Below are 18,244 nucleotides of genomic sequence, written 5' to 3'. Positions count from 1 at the left end.
AACGTGCCGACGCGGCTGCGGAAGGTCGTCTTTCTCTGGGAAAATTTCGGCCCGATGCATATCGACCGCCTGAACGCGCTCGCGCGGGCGACGGCGGACGCATGGCAGGTCGTCGGCGTCCAATGGACGGGCAAAAGCACGACCTACGAATGGGTCTCGCCCGACGCGAAAAATTTCAACCTCGTGACGCTCTTTCCCGACGCGGCGCCGGGTTCGATTGGTTTCGCGCGCAAATTCTGGCGCACCCTGTCGTTTTGCCTGAAGTCAAAATCCGATACGTTCTTCTTCAGCCATTACAACGATGCGGCAATCATCTTCACATCGATGATCCTGGCGCTCTTCGGCAAGCGCGTCTTCTGCATGTTGCTGTCGAAGTTTGACGATTACGACCGGAAAATTCGGCTGGAGGTCTTCAAGTCGCTCATTCTGCTCCCCTACGCCGGCTTTCTGACCAACCGGGGCCGCTCGGAGGACTATATCCATTTCCTGCGCGGCCGGAACGTGCCGATCGCCTACGGCCATAATACGCTGTCGGTCGGCGAGATCCGCAGTCTGGCTGGAGCCGCGCCAGCGCCCGGCGGGGTGCCCCACGCCGCACGGCACTTCACCGCTGTCAGCCGTCTCGTCCCAAAGAAAAATCTCGGCGTTCTCGTTGATGCCTATGCCGTCTACAGGAATTCCGTTGTTTCGCCACGGCCGCTTCACATCTGCGGCTCCGGCGAACTCGAGGCCGAGCTACGGGCAAAAATCGCCGCGCATGGCCTCGAAAATCTCGTCATTCTGCGCGGCTTCCAGCAACGGCCCGAAATTGCCCAGGAACTCGCGCAATCTCTCGCCCTCATCCTGCCGAGCATCGAGGAACAGTTCGGCAATGTCATCATCGAGGCGCAGGCGATGGGCGTTCCGACGCTGATTTCCTACAATTGTGGCGCGCTCGAAACGCTGGTGCGCAGCGGCGTCAACGGTTTCGTCGTCGAGCCCGACAATCCCGCCGGTCTCGCCTTTTTCATGCAATGGCTGCAGGAAGACACGGACCTGTGGGAACGCCTGGCTCTCGGCTGTGCCCAATTCCTGCCCCGCGCCGACACCCCCGCCTTTGTCGAAGGCGTCATGAAATTGCTATGATCTCCCAAGAGTTTAGCAAGCCGCCTGCAAAATTTCCGGCGGTAAGGATTTAAAACAGCAAATGTTTGCCCGCCTCCTCCGCGGCATCGGCGCCAACGCCTTCAGCCAAGTGGTGATCATCGGCCTCCAACTGGCACTCGTGCCGGTGCTCGCCACGCATTGGGGGCTGAAGCTATACGGCACATGGCTGATGCTGTTCACGATCCCATCGTATCTCGCGCTCGGCGATTTCGGCTTTGCCACCGCGGCGGGCGTGGACATGACGATGAAAGTCGCGCGCGGCGACCGGGCCGGGACACTTGTCACCTATCATAGCGCGCTGACGGCCATCGCGATCGTCTCCACGACCGTCTTCGTGATCGCCGTTCTCATCTGTCTTTTATTGCCGAAAGCCTGGGTGACCTTCGATATTCCGGTCAACCCTTCCGAGATCCGGCTGGTGCTCGTGCTCATCGTCGCCTACGGCCTCATTTGTCTAGCAAGCAGCATTCTGATGGCCGGGTTCCGCTGTTCGGGCCTCTATGCGACCGGCGTGATGGGCCAGTCCGTCACCCAATTGATCGAAGGCTCTGCCTGCATCATCACGGTCCTCTGCGGGGGTTCGCTGCTCGCCGCTGCTCTCGCCTATGTCATCGCGCGCACGGCAAGCGTGATCAGCCAGGGACTGATGCTCACCTTTCAGGTGCCGTGGCTCCGGCTGGGTTTCAACGGCGCCAATCTCGACGAGATCAAACGACTGGCGAAGCCCGCCTTTGCGGCTATGGCACTGCCCTTTGCCCAAGCTGCCTTCCTGCAAGGCACGCCCGTCGTCCTCGGCGTCGCGACCGGGGCGGCGACGGTGCCAATTTTCACCACCGCGCGCACCTTGATCCGCGCCGGCGTGCAATTCACGACTTTGCTGAACCACGCTCTGATGCCGGAATTCTCGACCGCCGTCGCCCGTGGCGATGCGCGGCTGCAGCGGCACTTTTTCTTCGCCACGCTGGCAACCAATGCCGCGATTCTCATTCCCGGCGCGCTGGTCCTCATCTTCTTCGGCCAGCAGATCGTCGGGCTCTGGACGCATGGCAAGATACATCCGAGTTTCGATCTCATCGCCGTCATGACGGCCGTCATGCTGGTCAATGGCATGTGGTTCCCGGTTTCGAACCTGATCCTCGCCGCCAACCGCCACGCGACGTATTCGTACATCTTTCTCGTCGCGGCTCTTGCCAGCGTTGCGCTCTGCTACCCGCTGTCGCTGTGGCGGGGCGCGACCGGCGCGGGTCTCTCACTGCTGGCGCTCGATTGTTTCATGTTCATCGTCGTGATGCGCCTCGCCTACGCGCAAATCCTCAAGCCAAGCGGCGTGGCGAGCGCGCAAGAGCAGATATCGGAAGTGATATGACGCGCAATGTCGGGGTCTTCCACCCCGGGACACAGCATTCTTGGCAGACGGCCCGGGCGCTACAAGGCGGTGGCCGGCTTGGCTGGTATGCCACGTCGATCTTCTATCGCGCCAATCATTGGCCTTATCGCGCGCTGCCCTACCTGCCGGAGAAGCTGCGCGAGCGGATGACGGCGGAATTCGGCCGCTTCTATCACCCCTCGCTTGCGCCGGATGTTGTGCGGACGTTCGGCTTCCATGAATGGCTCGAACGCGGCTTCTCGCGCGCTGGCTTTCGTCGCCTCGCCGCGCGCGTCAACATCGCCGGCAACACAACCTTCGCCAAATCGGTCTGTGGCCTGATGGCGCGCGAGCCGGTCGCCGCCGTCTGGGGCTACGACACATCTTCGGCCGACGTGTTCGCTTTTGCCAAAGAGCGCGGAATTGTCCGCATCCTCGACAAAACGATCGGCGATCCGCGCGTCTACAACGCGCTGATGAAGGACATCTACGCCGAATATAAGCCGTTCTTCTCAAGCCCTAATTTCGCTGTTCCGCAATCCGTCATCGACCTGCAGGACCGCGAATATACGCTCGCCGACGGGATCGTCGTTGGCAGCGATTTCTGCCGCGACACGATCCTCGACCCGCTGGCGCGACCGGACCTCGCCGGAAAGATCGACGTGCTGCCTTATTGTTACGATGATGTTTTCTTCCAGCCCGGCCCGCCGCCACCGCGGCCGACCAACCGGCCGGTGCGGTTCCTCTTTCTGGGCCAGGCGGGACCGCGCAAGGGCATTCATCTTCTGCTCAAGGCTTTCGCGCGTTTGCCGCGCAATGCTGCAACGCTGACCATTGTCGGCCAATTGCAGGTGCCGGCGGCGACCTTCCGCCAATATTCGGACCTCGTGACCTTGATCTCCACCGTGCCACGTTCGGCAGTGGCCGATTATTTGCGTGAGTCGGATTGTCTGGTTTTTCCGACGTTCTTTGAAGGCTCGCCAATTACGATCTACGAAGCGCTCGCTTGCGGCTGCGCCATCATCCAATCCAAAAACTCAAATCTTGATGCCATTCCGAAGGCCGGGCTGGCGCTTGAACAGCTCGATGAGGACAGCGTTTACGCGGCGCTCATGTATGCGATCGACAATCGTGACGTCCTGCAATCGTGGCAGCACGCCGCACCGGCGATTGCCGAAGGTTTTACTATCGCCGCGTATCAGAAGGCGGTAATGGCCTATCTCGATAAAATGTTACCAGCAAACGGATAATCGCTCGCCGACGCCCGGAGAACCATTTGCTCGCACCGTCGCTAGAAGAAACCAAAATCGTGGAAAAAACCGGGCAGGACGATTTTTATACATCGCCGACCGCCGTCGTTTATATTTTCGGCGCGATCGATGCTCTCGTCCCATTCGCTTACATCCTTAACGTTTTTTCGCATATCAATTACTGGCACGGCGCCACGCTGGCGATAAAGTTTCTGCTGTGTGGGCTGTATTATAAATACATCTCGATCAGCCGCACCGCTCTTGTGTCGCTTGCCGTCCTGACCGCGATCATTCTGATCTCGTCAATTCCCGGCGGTTCACAAGCCTCCGACTACATCAGGATTTTCGGATTCGTGGCGCATGTCTTCGTCACGCTGGCGATCATTCGCCGCGAAAATCTCAAGAAATACCTGCAGGCGTGCGTCGGCGTCCTCTTCGTCACCACGCTTATCTATCTGCTTGCGGCATCCCTTGGCCAGATCAACATCACCTTCGGCCGCTATTCCTACTTCCATAGCTCACATCCGAATCTCGGCTCTGAGATCATCGCCATGTCGATCGTGCTGGCCGCCTGCGTGCTGTCGTGGCTGCCGTTCCTCGTCGTGACGCTGCCGTCGCTTTACGCGGTCCACTTGATGGAAGGCCGCGCCGCATTGATCGTCGCGCTCATCGCGATTGGCGCCAAATTCATTTACGATCAATGGAACAACAAGAAGCGCCTCGCGCTGCTTTTCGGATTGGCTGTCTGTGCTGGCGCGGCGGCAGTGCTGGTGTCAAGCAAGGCGGCCAGCGTCTTCAATTCGATTTTCCTGCTGCATGACAAGTACCGCGGCTTCGGCTCTGGCTTCGTCGGCCGCGACCAGCTTTGGAGCACGGCATGGGAATGGTTCAGGGCGAGCCCGATCATCGGCAATGGTGCGGGATTCTTTGACCGCAACGGCGTCGAGATTCATAATTTCTTTTTGTTCGGCCTGTCGGAATTCGGGCTGCTGTCGCTGATCATCTACGGGATGATCTTTTATCTTTTCTACGATCTCTATCGCACCGACAAGAAGTGGTTCGTCTGCTTTCTCGGCATTCCAGTCTTCTGGATGTTCAACGACCGCTTCTTCAATATCAATCCTTACCCATTCCTGTTTTACGTCGTGCTTTTTGCCCACGTTAATAGAGCGCGGCTGGGGATCGGCGCGCTGCCAGTGACGCAAACGGGCGGCGTGTCCCAAGCGAGATAATTCGGGAAGTTCGGCTTACCGGATTTCCGCACCGGATCGTGTCGCGACGTCGGCGAAGGTCAGATCTTTGCCTTTCGCCGTGAAGCAGCGCTGCGCCGCAATCTGGTGGTTCAAGCTGCGGCAGGCGGCGTAAAGCGTGTCTCGTTCAACGTCGCCAATAGGGTTGTGCTCATCGAAGCCATAAAGCTGAAGCGACGGCAGACGGTTGCAGGCAGCGATGCAACTCGCGAACGTGTTCGACGGGCCGAGGATCAGGAAGCCGGACGCCTTCGCTTTCGGATCGTGATTGTTATCGAGCGCTGTGCAGCTTGAAAATGTCGTCAGCTTGCAATTGATGATGAAGCCTTCTCCGAAATTGCGGTCGCCACGGCAACCGGTGAAGCGATGATAAAGCCCCTCGATAATATAGCCGACATCGGAAATTTCGCCGACACAATTGCTGATGAAATGATTGGCGCCGCGAATGAGAAACGCCGCGATGATGCGTTCCGGGCCATCTGAACTCAGAGCATGAAGCGACGTGTTCGACTCGACGCGGTTGAGATAATGGTCTGTCCCGGCAATCGTGATGGCGCCAGCGGGTTTGGGCCGCGCGCGGTTGAGCAGGACGTTTGTCGTCAGGACGTCCTCGATCACGCAGGCCATACCGGCATCGATGACGATCGCCTCATCAGAGAAATTATCGAATTGCGCGACCTTGATTGCGCACCAACTCGCCTTTTGGAAGCGGATACCACCCGCGGCGAATTTGGGGCCGCCGCCACGAAAGTTGATGCCTGTGACGCCCGCGCCGGTGACACCCGTCTCCGGCGTGTCGAGGCAGAAACCGGGCTTGGTACAGCGAAGCGAAGCACCGAGGATCTTGCTTGGGCTATAGCCGTAAGCCGCGGCGGTCGAAGACAGCGTGACGCCATTCTTCAGCACAACGTTATTGCAGATATAGGCGCCGGGTGGGACGCGGATCACGCCGCCGCCGCGCTCTTCGGACCAGTCGATCGCCGCCTGGAATGCGATAGAATCATCGACATCGTCGTCGCCGCGGGCGCCGAACCAGCAGACATTCACGTCGCCGGAAAAGACACGCTGAAATCGACCGGGCTGATCTGGCGGTACGCTGTCGGGGCGAATGAAGATCGCGTTGTCGTCATGTTGGTGCGCATTGGGCGCCCAGCGAAACGTGCCGCCGCCTCGGTCGTTCTCGGAATGATGGTTGAGAACGACGATATCCATGTCGGCGAGATCGTGCGGATCCTCGACACTTCGCAATTCGGACAGAGTTGGGAAACGGTTCTGCGTCGCCAGCGGCGGGTCGGGATCGTTGGGGGCGGCGTTCGCGGCGCGCTCGGTCAGTGCATAGGCACCAGAACCGACGAAACCGCCAAACATGAGCTTGAGGAGATTGCGCCGTTTCAGAACGTCTTTATTCAACATACGCATAGAAGCTGATCACCCTTGCACTGGCCGCCGGGCGCTGCATAAGCCATGCGGCGGCTATAGTCACGCCTGGAGCGTTTTCACGCGAAGTGGATACCGGTTCGCGTTATGAAAACGCTCCAATTCAAATATTTAGACCGCTTTCGAGCGGAAAACCGGATCCACTTTTCCTGAAAGCGGTCTAGCGGCGCAGCCGGCGCCGCGCCGCGCGGACGAAATGGCCGAGGAATTTGCGCGCGCTCTTGCGGCCGACCCCCATCAGGCTCGCGAGCCTGGTTCTGATCCGTGCCGGATCACCGGAAAAAATATTGTCGCCGGCCGCCAGCCGGGCAAAAAGATCGGCAAAGCTGTAGGTCTTTTCCGACGGCAGGTGCCAGACCGGGCGGTCTAGGTCCGCAGTCTGCGTATTGTTGAGCTTCCACGTGGTCCAGATACGCCGGGCGATGTGATTGGCATTGGGCGCCTTGAGCCCTAGCCGCCATACGAGATAGCTGAAGAAATGCGCCTCGTCCGAGAAATAGGCTTTGCCCGCAGCCGCCAGTGCATCGTTCTTGACCCGCACCTCTTTGGCCAACGGCAGCAGGCGCTTGAGCATGGCGCCACTGACCCCATAGAACTCGCCGCCGAAATAATCTGGCGGCGACGCAGGACGTTCACCGCCAGCCTCAGCATAGACATCCATCGCTTGCCGGCGCGACAGGCCGTTGGCGTCTTCGTCTTCCGAAACATCGACGGTGATCAGAGCCGCGCCGTCGCGCCGTGCAAGCGCAAAGGCCGGCGCCAGATCGCCGACGATGAGGCAATCGTTGTCCATCACGAACAGCGCGTCGTCATCGCCGAGACGCCCGGCGGCATAGTCGAGGATGTCGAAAAGGAAATATTGGTTAAACCACGGCCGCCGCGTCCCCGCCGGCGCCCAAGTGTAACGCAACGTGACCAGCTCGACACCGAACTCGGCGAGTGCCGAGTTGAGATCGATGCCATCGACGACGGGAAGCCGCGCGACATTGGTGAAGAGGAGAAACTTCAGCCCGTCTTTCTTGAGGAAGACGTTCGCGCTCCAAAAAAAGGTATAGACGCAGCGCCAGTAGATGTTCTGCGTCGCCTGGCTGGTCGTAAGGCCGCCGACCTGCGGATAGAGGCCGCCTTCCTGCACCGACTCGACATACATCCACGTTGACACGTAGTTGGTGGCGCTCATCTTCCGTTCAACCAATCCGGTATGTTCTGTGGCTCTTGCGGCGCGTTGAGATACACCATGAAACAGGCCCGATGAAATGACACGCGGCGAAAAAAACGGCCCAACGCGTCTGGGGCTTCTGACGGCGCGGGCGTCGCGTCTCGGCGGTGGCGTTTTCGAGGCCGTTCTGGCCGAAGCGCAGGCGCTTGCGGCGCATGGCGGGGTCACGCCCATCGTTTTTGGCGCTACCGACCAATTCACCGCCGAAGATCGCAAGCGTTTCGACGGCATCGAACTGATCACCGTTCCGAGCCGCGGCCCCGCCGCCTTCGATTACGCGCCGGGGCTTCTGGGGCGGCTGCTCGCTGCCGAATTGGACGTTCTGCATCTGCATGGCGTCTGGCAATATGTCTCGCTTTGCGGCGCGCTGTGGGCAGAGCGGACGGGACGCCCCTATGCGATCTCCCCCCATGGGATGCTCGACCCCTGGATTACGGCGCGCGGACGCTGGAAAAAGACGCTCGCGCGCCTGGGCTATGAACGGCGCTCATGGCGCGACGCCCGGCTTTTCCACGCCTTGACTGAAGCTGAGGCAGCGGACATTGCGCGGGAGACGGGCGCTGCGCGTTCCCGCATCGCCATCGTCCCGAATTATATCGCCACGGACACAAGCCCGCCCGCCGCCCGGTCGCAGCTTGTGCTCTGCATCGGCCGCATCCACCCGAAGAAGAACTTGGAACCGCTCATCGAGGGCTGGGTCTCCGCAGGAGCCGCCCCAGCCGGCTATCGGCTCGCCATCGCCGGCTGGGGCGAGCCAGCGCATGTGGCTGCATTGCAGGCCAGGCTTGCGGCAAGTGCCGATCCGTCGATCAGTTTTCTTGGTCCGGTCTATGGCGAACAGAAGCATCATCTGCTGCACGAAGCCCGCTTCGTGATTCTGCCATCGTTGAGCGAGGGCCTCCCGATGGCGATCCTCGAAGCCTGGGGCGCCGCTACGCCCACATTGATGTCGGCGGCTTGCAATCTGCCCGAAGGGTTTTCCGCCGGCGCTGCGTTAAATACTGGAATCGACGCGAACTCGATTGCCGCAGCATTGCGCCAGGCGCTGGCCCTGCCCGAGGCAGACTGGCAAAAGATGTCGGCAGCGGCCCAATCGCTGGCGCGGAACCGTTTCTCGGCCGAAACGGTCGCGGCGCAATGGGTCGCGATCTATCGCGGGCTCGCGGCCGCGGTATAAGGTGAACCATGGCTATTCTCGACGCGCGCAAATCCAAGCCGCTGGAAGGCGGGGCAAGCTTCAGCCTCAGCAACCGCGTCTCTCGCGCATTATGGCAGGTGAGCTGGGCCGTGCTCGCGGCCTGGACGCCGCCGCCGCTCTTTGCCTGGCGAACAGCGCTTCTACGCCTCTTCGGCGCTGACATTGCGCCGAGTGCGCGCGTCTATGGCAAGACCCGCATCTGGTATCCGCCGAACTTGACGATGGCGGAAAACGCGCTGCTCGGCCCCGGCGTGAATTGCTACAATCAGGCGCGGATTTCGATCGGTGCGAAGGCGGTCGTCTCGCAGGGTGCGCATCTCTGCGCCGGAACCCACGATATCAACGATCCTGATTTCCAGTTGATCGCCAAGCCGATCACGATCGGCGCCGGTGCATGGGTGGCGGCGGAGGCTTTCGTCGGGCCGGGCGTCAGCATCGGCGACGGCGCGGTGCTCGGGGCCCGGGGCGTCGCGTTTCGCGACATCGAGCCATGGGCGGTCTATGCGGGCAATCCAGCGAAAAAGCTGAAGGACCGGCCACGCTTTTGACGGGCCGGAATCGCCTTAATAGGCCTGCTGGCGGGTGATCTCGAGGCAGGTCCGCAGAATGATCTTCAGGTCCAGCGTCAACGACCAATTGTTGATGTACCAAAGATCGAATTCGAGGCGCTTGCGCATATCCGCGACCTGCGCGGTCTCACCGCGCTGGCCATTCACCTGCGCCCAGCCGCTCATGCCCGGCTTCACGTGATGGCGCGAGGCATAGGTGGCGATAAGCCGGCCGTAATGGTCGTCATGCGCGAGGGCATGCGGCCGCGGCCCGATGAGCGACATGTCGCCCTTGATGACATTCAGCAGTTGCGGCAATTCGTCGATGCTGGAGCGGCGGAGCAGCGCGCCAACGCGGGTGACGCGGCGATCGTTGCGCGTCGCCTGGGCAACGACCGGGCCGTCTTCCATGACATTCATCGAACGGAACTTGTAGATGGGGAATTTCTGACCGTCGAAGCCGCGGCGCTGCTGACGGAACAGCACCGGACCCTTGCTGTCGAGCTTGATGGCGATCGCGACGACGAGCAGCAGCGGCGAGAGCGCAATGAGGGCCGCGATCGCGAGGATCGTATCGAAGGCACGCTTGACGAAACGCTCGAAGGGCGTCAGCGGCGCGCGCTGCAACTCGACCGAAAGCATCGTCTCGGGTGAAATCTCAGTCTGATAGCCGACCGTCGCGCGAACGGTGCGGTCGGGCAAAAGCCGGACGGCCAGCGGCGAGGCGCGGAAGCGTTCCTTGATCTTCTCGATCACTTCGGTACGGCGCCAGTCGACAGCGATGACGAGCTCGTCGGCATGGTGACGGCGGGCAACGTCGATCGCGAGATCGAGCGCGGCAACGTCGATCCCTTCGGACGTCTTCTCGCCCGCGCCGGCGATTGTTACCCGCGCAAGTTCCTTCAGGCCGAAATGAGCCAGCAGACTTTTGGAGCTGAGATGGCCAAGCTCGGCGGGTTCGCCGACAATCACCGCACGCCGGCCGACGATCCCGCCCTTGGCAATGGCCGAACGCATCAGCCCCGCCGAAACGAGGCGAGCGCCAAGCAAAGCGCCTAATTCGGTGAAAGCGAAAATAATGATTGTGCCACGGGAAAAGATCGTTCCAACCCGCAGAAGGAACAGCACCGCAGTGAGCGACAGGAGGACGGTGGCCCAGGCAAAGACGATCTTGGATGCATTTTTCTGCGGGTTTAGCGTGACCTGCATTGAGTAAAGGCCCAAAGCCTTTGCGAGCAGGATATAGCCAAGGGCGCCGCCGAAACCGATACCAAGCGCGATATCGATTTGCACGATATCGTGGCGGATCAGCCCATTATAAAGCCAGTCGGCGAAGACGCTCGACAGCGTGATGAGCACTCCATCCGTGGCGCCGGCAAGGGCCGCGACGGTGAAGTAGGAAATGGCGAGGCTGCGGGAGAGCCACGAGGTGTTTGCGGGGCTGGCAATGCGCACAATCTGATTCATGAACGCTCACAAGGACGCAGAGAACGGAGAATGAAATTGCAGGGATCAAGGTTCCCTTTTGTACGAAGAGGTCTAGTCCTTTTCGCATGAACGGCGCCTGTACGGCGCCGCACCTAGATAATTTATCTTCTCTCAAGCAACGATTGGGCCATTTCCGCGCAGAAACCATGGCAAAAAAGCGGTGAGCGAACCGGCCAGTTCGCTCACCGTCAACAAACCATGCGGAAAATTTTACAAAGCGCCGCCCCGAGCCATCAGCCGTTGCCGGATTCTGCCTTGCCGGCGCTGTCGAGCGTGGCGAATTCCTCATCCGACAGACTGATCTCGACAGCCGAGACATTCTCTTCGAGGTGCTTAACCTTCGACGTGCCTGGAATGGGCAGCATCACCGGGCTCCGCTTCAACAGCCAGGCGAGCGCCACCTGGCCCGGTGCGTGGCCGTGCTTCTTGGCGATCTTGTCGAGCACCGAGCCGTCCTGGGTCAGCTTACCTGCCGCGAGCGGAAACCAGGGGATGAAACCGATCCCTTCCGCCTCGCAATAATCCAGCACGTCCTCGCTGCCGCGGTCGACGAGATTGTAGCGGTTTTGGACTGTTGCGACTTTGAACACCTTCTGCGCCGCCTTGATTTGCTCGACGGAAACCTCGCTCAGGCCAGCATGGGCGATCAGGCCCTCGTCGAGCAGCGACTTGATCAACGCGAACTGCTCGTCGCGTGGCACTTTCGGATCGATCCGGTGCAACTGCCAAAGGTCGATCTGCTCGACGCCAAGCTTCCTGAGGCTCCGATGCGCCTCGGCGCGGAGATAATCCGGCCTGCCGTTCGGCGTCCAGCGATCCGGGCCGGGACGCTCGAACCCCGCCTTGGTGGCGATGAACAGTCCCTTATAGGGATGCAGCGCCTCGTGGATCAGTTCCTCCGAGACATCCGGCCCGTAGGAATTGGCGGTATCAATAAAATCCACCCCCAGCTCAGGCAGGCGCCGCAGGGTGCGCAATGCCTCGGCACGGTCTTGCGGCGGGCCCCAGATGCCCGGCCCTGTCACGCGCATCGCGCCAAACCCAAGCCGATGGACTTTGGCTTTGCCATCGATGCTGAATGTGCCGGATTTGCCGGCGTCGAGTTGTGTCATGCGTCGCTCCATGGTGTTCGCCCACCATACCTAGAGCCGCGGCGCGGATTTGCCAGCCCGCGGCGCAAGCTCCGCCGCGGATTGCGGTCTTTTGCGTTTCGGCAGGCCATATTCCGGGTTCGCCCTGCGGCGCTGGCAGTTTCTTGCAAGCCCTAACCTTGACGCTCCGAAGGGTGCATGCCACCTAAATGGACAAGTGATTGAACAGACTTTGGATGGATTTCATGCCTACTCAATTGTCTCTCAAAGTTATCGCGGCCGCCGTGCCGTTGCTTTTCGTGGCTGCGGCTCATGCCCAAACGCAGGCCGCCACAACAAACGGAAATGCCCCAGCCAGCGCAAATTCTGGCGTGCAGGCGCAGCAAGATCCGGTTGGTCCAACACATGCGGATGGAAAAGCCGGCAAAAGCTCGCGTCCCTGGTTTAGCGAGGAAAGCGAGCCTGATCTCCACGCTGTACCGCGCTGATCTTTCGACTCACGGCTTAGGCGGTGCCCAGCGATAAAGGCGCAGCATATATTGCGTCCCCGCGCGTGCGCCGCTGATAATTGCCTGATATTCGCCGTCGCGCTTCGGCGTATAGGTGAGTGACGGATACCATACGCTTTCTGCCGAGAGTGGCTTGGTGAAGGCGACAGCCGCGCCGCTCGCATCTCGGAGGGTCAACGCGATGGGAGTTTCATCTTCCGCATAGGCAATGATCACGTAATTCGCACCGCCCGCGAGCTTCAACGGTGTCGAGCCTGTCGCGCCACCCGATTTCGCGTCAGCAGCCAATGTCATTGGCGCGCGAACATCGAGCGCCGGTTTTGCAGCGACGTCGATGCCGGCATTTGTCTTGTCCGCCTGCAGGATGAGCGAAAGGTAAATCGCGTCACCCTCCTGATAGCCGGCCTCGCGCAGCAGCGCCAATTGCGACGTCCAATATTGCCGGTCGCGTGCCAACGCATCTCCGGCGCGGCCATCGAGGAGATCAGCAACAAGATCGGCCCGCTGCGCGTAATTGATCTGCACAGCGCTCGGCGTGCATTCGCCGCCCGTCGAACTGAAGGCACTGATCACCGCGACGACCTTGCCGTCCTCGCCGATGATCGGGCTGCCGCTGGCGCCGCAGGTGATCGGGATGTTGTGGGTGACAAGCAGGGTTTCGAGCGGGTTTTGCTGCGCTGACGAGAAATAATCGGTCAGGCTTTCGATCGCGCCGGCGCGCCATTTCGGCGTCGCGCCACAGCCGAGAATGGCGGAGCCCGAAATATTCTGGCTCGGATAGCCCTCGCTTTCGATCTGCATACCTTTCCAGAGCGACTGCGCTTCATGACGCGAGGCGAGCGGCAGGATCGCATCCTCTGGCAACGGGCCTTTCACGCGTAACAGCGCGACATCGTAGGCAAGTCCGGTCGGCGGCGTTTCAAGCTGCCCGTCATCCCATTTCACCAAATCCTGGCGCCGGAAAAAATCGGCGAAGGCTTTATAGCCGGGATGCAGGATGTGGCCGATGACTTCATATTCCTTGCCGTCGGCGCCGGGCGCACGCACGAGCATCGTCCCGGCCCCGGCTTCGTCCACGACATGCGCATTGGTCACGAGGAGATCGCGGCTGACCGGCCATGCGGTCGCATCCCAATCCGGACATCCGCCAGCCTGATGGCGGATTTCGACGAGGAACGCGGCGCGATCGAGCCGCTGGCGAATTTGTTGGCTCAGCCGTGCATTATAGATCAGTGTCCCGACGGCAGCGAAAACGGCCAGCGCAACGAGGCCGATCGCAACGCGCACATCGCGGCGGATGACACGGCGCACGGAGACCTGCTTCTGTTGCGCGCCGGTCATGCCAAGATCGTCACTTGCCGCGTGCGTAATATTGGCGATGAAACTCGGCCCATTATGCCGTCCAAGACGGATTTTCGCGCCGCTGCGGATCGTTTGGCGGGGCTCGGCCGCGACGCCATCGATCTCGACATAATGATCGCCATAGAGATCGACGGCCCAATCGCCGGAAGGCTGCCGCAACAGCCCGCAATGTACCCGGCCAACGATCGTGCTGTCGGGCGGATAGACGATCTGGCAGCGGTCGGGATCGCGGCCGACGTTCACCTGCGCCTGATCGTCGGAGATCGTCTGCTCCTGACCCGCCAATGGCCCGTCGACATGCTTGATCGTTAGCAAGGTCCGCCCTCAACGCTGCGCGGCAACGGTCCAGTTTTAGCAAAATCCGCCGGACCTGCGATAGGGCGCTTAGGCTTTTTGCATCCCCGAGAGGGCGATTTGCAGATTGAGCGCGATTTCACGCGCTGTTTGCGGTCTTCGGCGCGGGCTCGTGGACAGCATGCGTGCGATCAGCTTTGCGGCCTCCGCCGGTACTCCGGCCGTATGCAGATCGCTGCCGAGCTTTTTTCCGCTTGTGTCGAACCACGCGAGATGCGCGGGCGCCGGCGGCAGACGCCCGGTCAACACTTCATAGGCGACCACCCCCATCGCGTAGATGTCGCTGCGCGCATCCGCCCAGCCATTCTTGCTTTGCTCGGGCGCGGCATAGTTCAGCGTCTTCGGTGCATCCTTATCCTGGCGGACATGGCCAATGGCGCTGATGCCGAAATCGATGATGACCGGCGAAATCCCATCGCGCAGAACAACATTCTCCGGCTTCAGATCGCGATGGACAATGCCGGCGGCGTGGATCGCCGCGAGACAATGCGCCAATTGCGCAAGGAGGCCGATCTTTTCGGCGAGATGCAGCTTGGTCTGCATCGCCTCGCGCAAGGTCGGACCCTCGACAAGCTCGCGCGCGAGGAGCGCCTCGCCGTCGGGCTCATCCAAAAGCCCATAGACGCGTCCGACGCCCGGATGCTGAATGCGCGAGGCCGCGGCCACTTCCATCTGCGCGCCTGCCCGCCGCTCAGCGAGCACGGCACTGTCATAAAGTGCCTTGAGCCGAAGGTTTTTCAGGGCAACCTCCGTCCCCAATTCGAGATCATAGGCGCGGCTGACCGCACCGAAGCCGCCTGCCCCCAACGGCCGGCGCCGAACGAAGCGCTCGGTCGCGCTGAGGCCAGTGGGCGCCGGAGACAGGCCCGGAAGCCAGACATTCTGCGAGCGCCCGCGCGCCGCAAGCCGCTCGCGCACCACATCGGCATGGCCCGGCAGATTGGTCCCGACGGCGCGGCGCAGTGCCGCCGCCAAAGTGCCGTCCGCCTCTTCCGGCTTTTCGAGCGCATCCAAAATCTGACTGTCGAGCAGGCGCGCGGCGATCTCGCGCCCCGGCAAATTGTCGTCGGCATAACGCGCGATGACGCGGGCGATGATCGCTTGTGCCTCTGCATTAGCTTTCCGCGCGAAGAGGTTTTCCGCGGCAACATGCGCATATTCCACGGCCTCGAACGCGTCTGGATCGACGGGCAGACCTGCACGCACATTGGCGAGAGTGGCATCGGCTTCATCGAAATTATTCTGCGCCAGCGCGAGCCGCGCCAATTCGATCCGCGCCAGATGTTTGAGGCGCGCCGTTGCCAGGTCTTCGACATTCAAAGCTGCCGCAGCAGCTTCCGCGCCGCCAACATCGCGCGCCACGACAAGCGCCTGCAAGGCGCCAACGCGGGCACGGTCGCGCTCCAATACTGGTGGAGCCTCGCCGCCAATGTCGAGACCTCGCTGAAAGAAACGCCGGGCGTCAAGTGGCCGGCCGATCTCAAGTTCGAGACGTCCGGCCTCGAAGAACGACAACGCGAGATTGATGCGATCGTCGCTTGCTTCACTGATGGCGCGCAGCAGCGCAAGGGCGGATTCACGCGCATCGCTGCGCCAGGAATGAACGAGCGCAATCGAGCGCAGGATTTGCGCGGCGCCTGAGGGGTCGCCAATCTGCGTAAAGATCGAGGCTGATTCCAGGAGGTCACCGAGCGCCTCGCTGCGCTGGCCCATCCGGTTCATCACCAGGCCGCGCGCGTTGAGGAAGCGTGCCCGGTCAGAATTCGGTGCGTTGCAGCAGGGTTCGAGGTCGCGCAACCGCCCGATGATTTCAGCTTCGGGCTCGTTGGCGGCGAGATCGGCAAAGACCCGATCGAGTTCCGCGCCAAGACCGACGGACGGCGCCGCATCACTCATTGCGTTTCAATGGCCTTGACGCGGAAGAGCCGTTGCCAGCCTTCCAGATCCTGTAGCATCGTCGAGGCCACCGCGTCCGCCTCAGCGCCCAGATCCTGCGAGGCCAATGGGCATTTTAGATCAATGCGCTTAATGCGCCTCCTCGCCGCGTTCAGCAGGCCGAGCATGTGGTTCGATTCTTCGGCCAAAGCCCGCCATTCCGCATAACTGCCCATACCAACGGCAGCGGCCGACCAAGCCGGCAGAACCACGCCCAAAAGACCAAGAAGAGCCGTCGACAGCTCTTCCCAAGGGGATTCTGGCGGATGGATACCCAAAGTCAGTGCGATTTTGATGAAAACGAAGATAAGCACAGCCACAAAAATCCGGCCACCAAGCTTCTCGAAATATTCCGCAGCTGCGGCCGATGTTTGTGCCCGGCCGGCGTGATATTGCAATTGCTCGTCAACAAGATCCTGGAGCACATCGTCGCTCAAGACGCCCTTCAGGTGAGCCGCGATATTACCACGCGGCAAAGGTGCCGCACGCTGATAGGCCATGAAAAGCGAGCTGACCCAAGCCGCGCGGTCCGGCGCGCGCGCGTGGCCAGTTGAGCCGGACGCGCTGTCACGAGGCGCAATCTCATCCGTTTCCTGAGCCTGGGAGGCGAGCTGGCGCACCGCGCCAAACGAGATTGCCCGCCCAAGCGGCGCGAGCACCTGCTGTTTGCGGCAAAGTTCAGCGAGCAGGCGGTATTCGATCGAATGCTCGTGCCAATCTCGACGCAACGCCAAAACTGCGATGCAGAAAGTCACAGACAGAAGAAGGAACTCGATGCCGGCGAAAGTCGTGACGCTCACGCGGCTTTCAATCAAACGGCCAAGGATCGTGATATCTCGCTTGTGAAAAAAATTGGCGACAGCGCCGGACAGCAACGACAACGCGGTAAGCGTGAATATCCAGACATAGCTCGAACGGTAGCGCGCGGTATATTCGCTGGCACGCGCATCCGCCGGCTGATAAAGCCCAAACCAATAAATACCCGCGTCGCTTTTCGGCTCTGCCGGCCGCGTCCATAGTGGCTGGCAGCCCGAAGCGAAGAGCATCATTTCGTTATAGATTCCAGACCAACGCCACGGTCGATTTGGCTTCTCGTTAAAATAGTCCTGTGCCGGCTCGACTGTCTTGGATTGCCACCAGCGCGCAATGCTCACGACGCCGGTTTGATGTCCGCGTGGAACGGGCTTTGGTTCTGAAATCTGTCGGCGCAGGTAAGAGTGAATCTTGTGCGCTGCTTTCGGCGAAGATGACGGATTGCGCGCATCGTGGATATCGGCGATCCAATGCGGCTCGATATCTTTTGTCGCGTGAATCCACCAGACCGGCACGCCGACGCTTGCCGCATATTCGACGACCTCCTGCGTGCCACCTCGACCCGCCGCGAGCTCGCCGTTCCAGATCGCGATGACGATATCGCTGTTGCGAACGACGAAACGGCCGACAGCCTCATAAGCGCGGTTGCGCTGCTCATCGCGATCCGGCTTTTCCTTGTCGTAATCGCCGTCGAGCGACATCCAGTCTTCCCCCGCGCGCGCCAGGAGCGTCCGGAACTGGTCAAGATCCTCCGCGGCCGTCATCGGTAGGGCGTGGGGCGTTTTTGCCGGATCCGTTCCAGCAAAGTCCTTCTCATATTCGGTACGCGAAAATGGCATTGGCACATAAAGCTTATAACCGAGCGCAAGTGCCTCTTCCGCGACAAGACGATCGGCGCCGAGGGCAAGCGGCGAAATGATACGCAGAAGCGGTGCGCATGTTTTTTTATCGTCGCTTACATAGAACCGCGCCACGGCGCGCTCCCGCGCGATCGAATTCATTTCGTCGCTGAAACATGTCAACGCCGCGCGCACTTTGGCGTGAATATGGGAAAGGTGCGTCGTCGCGAGATTGCGCGCGCCCGTGACACCAATGCGCAGCGCGAGCTGCGGCTTCACCCGCGCATTTGTCAGCTGATCCGATTGAGCCAAGAGCACACCGCAAGCAACGATCTAGCTTCGGCGATTTGTGCCATGGCGCATCGGCTTAAACAAGTCGACGCGGCCAAATCAGATGCAAAATTACAACATTCGGTAACAATGCTTTCGCTGCCATTGA

General features: G+C 60.9%; 13 protein-coding genes. 6 read left to right on the top strand and 7 right to left on the bottom strand.

What is annotated here, in order from left to right:
* Nucleotides 1-3 precede the first annotated feature (3 nt).
* From WDN02_RS08195 to WDN02_RS08180, 4 genes are all read left to right on the top strand, one after another.
* Entirely contained in the window at nucleotides 4-1,125 is a 1,122-nt protein-coding gene (locus tag WDN02_RS08195; RefSeq protein ID WP_337293022.1) for a glycosyltransferase, read from the top strand.
* A 61-nt stretch (nucleotides 1,126-1,186) separates the two neighbouring features.
* Nucleotides 1,187-2,512: a hypothetical protein gene (locus WDN02_RS08190; RefSeq protein ID WP_337293021.1), complete on the top strand. Its 1,326-nt coding sequence runs from the start codon at nucleotides 1,187-1,189 to the stop codon at nucleotides 2,510-2,512.
* Entirely contained in the window at nucleotides 2,509-3,762 is a 1,254-nt protein-coding gene (locus WDN02_RS08185; RefSeq protein WP_337293020.1) for a glycosyltransferase, read from the top strand. The genes WDN02_RS08190 and WDN02_RS08185 overlap by 4 nt, the downstream gene beginning before the upstream one ends.
* A 26-nt stretch (nucleotides 3,763-3,788) precedes the next feature.
* On the top strand, nucleotides 3,789-4,994 hold the full coding sequence (locus WDN02_RS08180; RefSeq protein WP_337293019.1) for an O-antigen ligase family protein: 1,206 nt from the start codon (nucleotides 3,789-3,791) through the stop codon (nucleotides 4,992-4,994).
* Nucleotides 4,995-5,009: 15 nt separating this feature from the next.
* Here WDN02_RS08180 and WDN02_RS08175 read toward each other — a convergent pair whose 3' ends face one another.
* Nucleotides 5,010-6,431, bottom strand: coding sequence for a glycosyl hydrolase family 28-related protein (locus WDN02_RS08175; protein ID WP_337293018.1), 1,422 nt, complete (start codon nucleotides 6,429-6,431; stop codon nucleotides 5,010-5,012).
* 178 nt (nucleotides 6,432-6,609) lie between these two features.
* Complete coding sequence (locus tag WDN02_RS08170) at nucleotides 6,610-7,629, bottom strand: hypothetical protein (protein ID WP_337293017.1); 1,020 nt, start codon at nucleotides 7,627-7,629, stop codon at nucleotides 6,610-6,612.
* A 76-nt stretch (nucleotides 7,630-7,705) separates the two neighbouring features.
* On the opposite strand from WDN02_RS08170, the gene WDN02_RS08165 reads away from it, so the two are divergent.
* Both WDN02_RS08165 and WDN02_RS08160 read left to right on the top strand, forming a co-directional pair.
* On the top strand, nucleotides 7,706-8,845 hold the full coding sequence (locus tag WDN02_RS08165) for a glycosyltransferase (RefSeq protein ID WP_337293016.1): 1,140 nt from the start codon (nucleotides 7,706-7,708) through the stop codon (nucleotides 8,843-8,845).
* An 8-nt stretch (nucleotides 8,846-8,853) separates the two neighbouring features.
* A complete protein-coding gene (locus tag WDN02_RS08160; protein ID WP_337293015.1) occupies nucleotides 8,854-9,414 on the top strand; it encodes a putative colanic acid biosynthesis acetyltransferase in 561 nt (186 codons plus the stop codon).
* A gap of 15 nt (nucleotides 9,415-9,429) precedes the next feature.
* On the opposite strand, the gene WDN02_RS08155 is transcribed toward WDN02_RS08160, so the two are convergent.
* From WDN02_RS08155 to WDN02_RS08135, 5 genes are all read right to left on the bottom strand, one after another.
* Nucleotides 9,430-10,881: an undecaprenyl-phosphate glucose phosphotransferase gene (locus WDN02_RS08155; protein ID WP_337293014.1), complete on the bottom strand. Its 1,452-nt coding sequence runs from the start codon at nucleotides 10,879-10,881 to the stop codon at nucleotides 9,430-9,432.
* A gap of 254 nt (nucleotides 10,882-11,135) precedes the next feature.
* Nucleotides 11,136-12,014 carry an aldo/keto reductase gene (locus tag WDN02_RS08150; RefSeq protein ID WP_337293013.1) on the bottom strand — a complete coding sequence of 293 codons (879 nt, stop codon included), beginning with the start codon at nucleotides 12,012-12,014 and terminating at the stop codon, nucleotides 11,136-11,138.
* A gap of 476 nt (nucleotides 12,015-12,490) precedes the next feature.
* On the bottom strand, nucleotides 12,491-14,179 hold the full coding sequence (locus tag WDN02_RS08145; protein WP_337293012.1) for a trypsin-like peptidase domain-containing protein: 1,689 nt from the start codon (nucleotides 14,177-14,179) through the stop codon (nucleotides 12,491-12,493).
* A gap of 69 nt (nucleotides 14,180-14,248) precedes the next feature.
* A complete protein-coding gene (locus tag WDN02_RS08140; RefSeq protein ID WP_337293011.1) occupies nucleotides 14,249-16,114 on the bottom strand; it encodes a serine/threonine-protein kinase in 1,866 nt (621 codons plus the stop codon).
* Nucleotides 16,111-18,117, bottom strand: coding sequence for a hypothetical protein (locus WDN02_RS08135; protein WP_337293010.1), 2,007 nt, complete (start codon nucleotides 18,115-18,117; stop codon nucleotides 16,111-16,113). The genes WDN02_RS08140 and WDN02_RS08135 overlap by 4 nt, the downstream gene beginning before the upstream one ends.
* Between the last annotated feature and the right edge of the window lie 127 nt (nucleotides 18,118-18,244).

This window comes from Methylovirgula sp., assembly GCF_037200945.1.
Lineage (GTDB): Bacteria > Pseudomonadota > Alphaproteobacteria > Rhizobiales > Beijerinckiaceae > Methylovirgula.
This window is presented reverse-complemented; position numbering and strand designations above follow the sequence as displayed.

What these genes read in the sequence shown, in the direction of transcription:
- WDN02_RS08155 (WP_337293014.1), bottom strand. Translation starts at nt 10,881, where the DNA reads ATGAATCAGATTGTGCGCATTGCCAGCCCCGCAAACACCTCGTGGCTC.
- WDN02_RS08185 (WP_337293020.1), top strand. Translation starts at nt 2,509, where the DNA reads ATGACGCGCAATGTCGGGGTCTTCCACCCCGGGACACAGCATTCTTGG.
- WDN02_RS08150 (WP_337293013.1), bottom strand. Translation starts at nt 12,014, where the DNA reads ATGACACAACTCGACGCCGGCAAATCCGGCACATTCAGCATCGATGGC.
- WDN02_RS08170 (WP_337293017.1), bottom strand. Translation starts at nt 7,629, where the DNA reads ATGAGCGCCACCAACTACGTGTCAACGTGGATGTATGTCGAGTCGGTG.
- WDN02_RS08165 (WP_337293016.1), top strand. Translation starts at nt 7,706, where the DNA reads ATGACACGCGGCGAAAAAAACGGCCCAACGCGTCTGGGGCTTCTGACG.
- WDN02_RS08190 (WP_337293021.1), top strand. Translation starts at nt 1,187, where the DNA reads ATGTTTGCCCGCCTCCTCCGCGGCATCGGCGCCAACGCCTTCAGCCAA.
- WDN02_RS08160 (WP_337293015.1), top strand. Translation starts at nt 8,854, where the DNA reads ATGGCTATTCTCGACGCGCGCAAATCCAAGCCGCTGGAAGGCGGGGCA.
- WDN02_RS08140 (WP_337293011.1), bottom strand. Translation starts at nt 16,114, where the DNA reads ATGAGTGATGCGGCGCCGTCCGTCGGTCTTGGCGCGGAACTCGATCGG.
- WDN02_RS08175 (WP_337293018.1), bottom strand. Translation starts at nt 6,431, where the DNA reads ATGCGTATGTTGAATAAAGACGTTCTGAAACGGCGCAATCTCCTCAAG.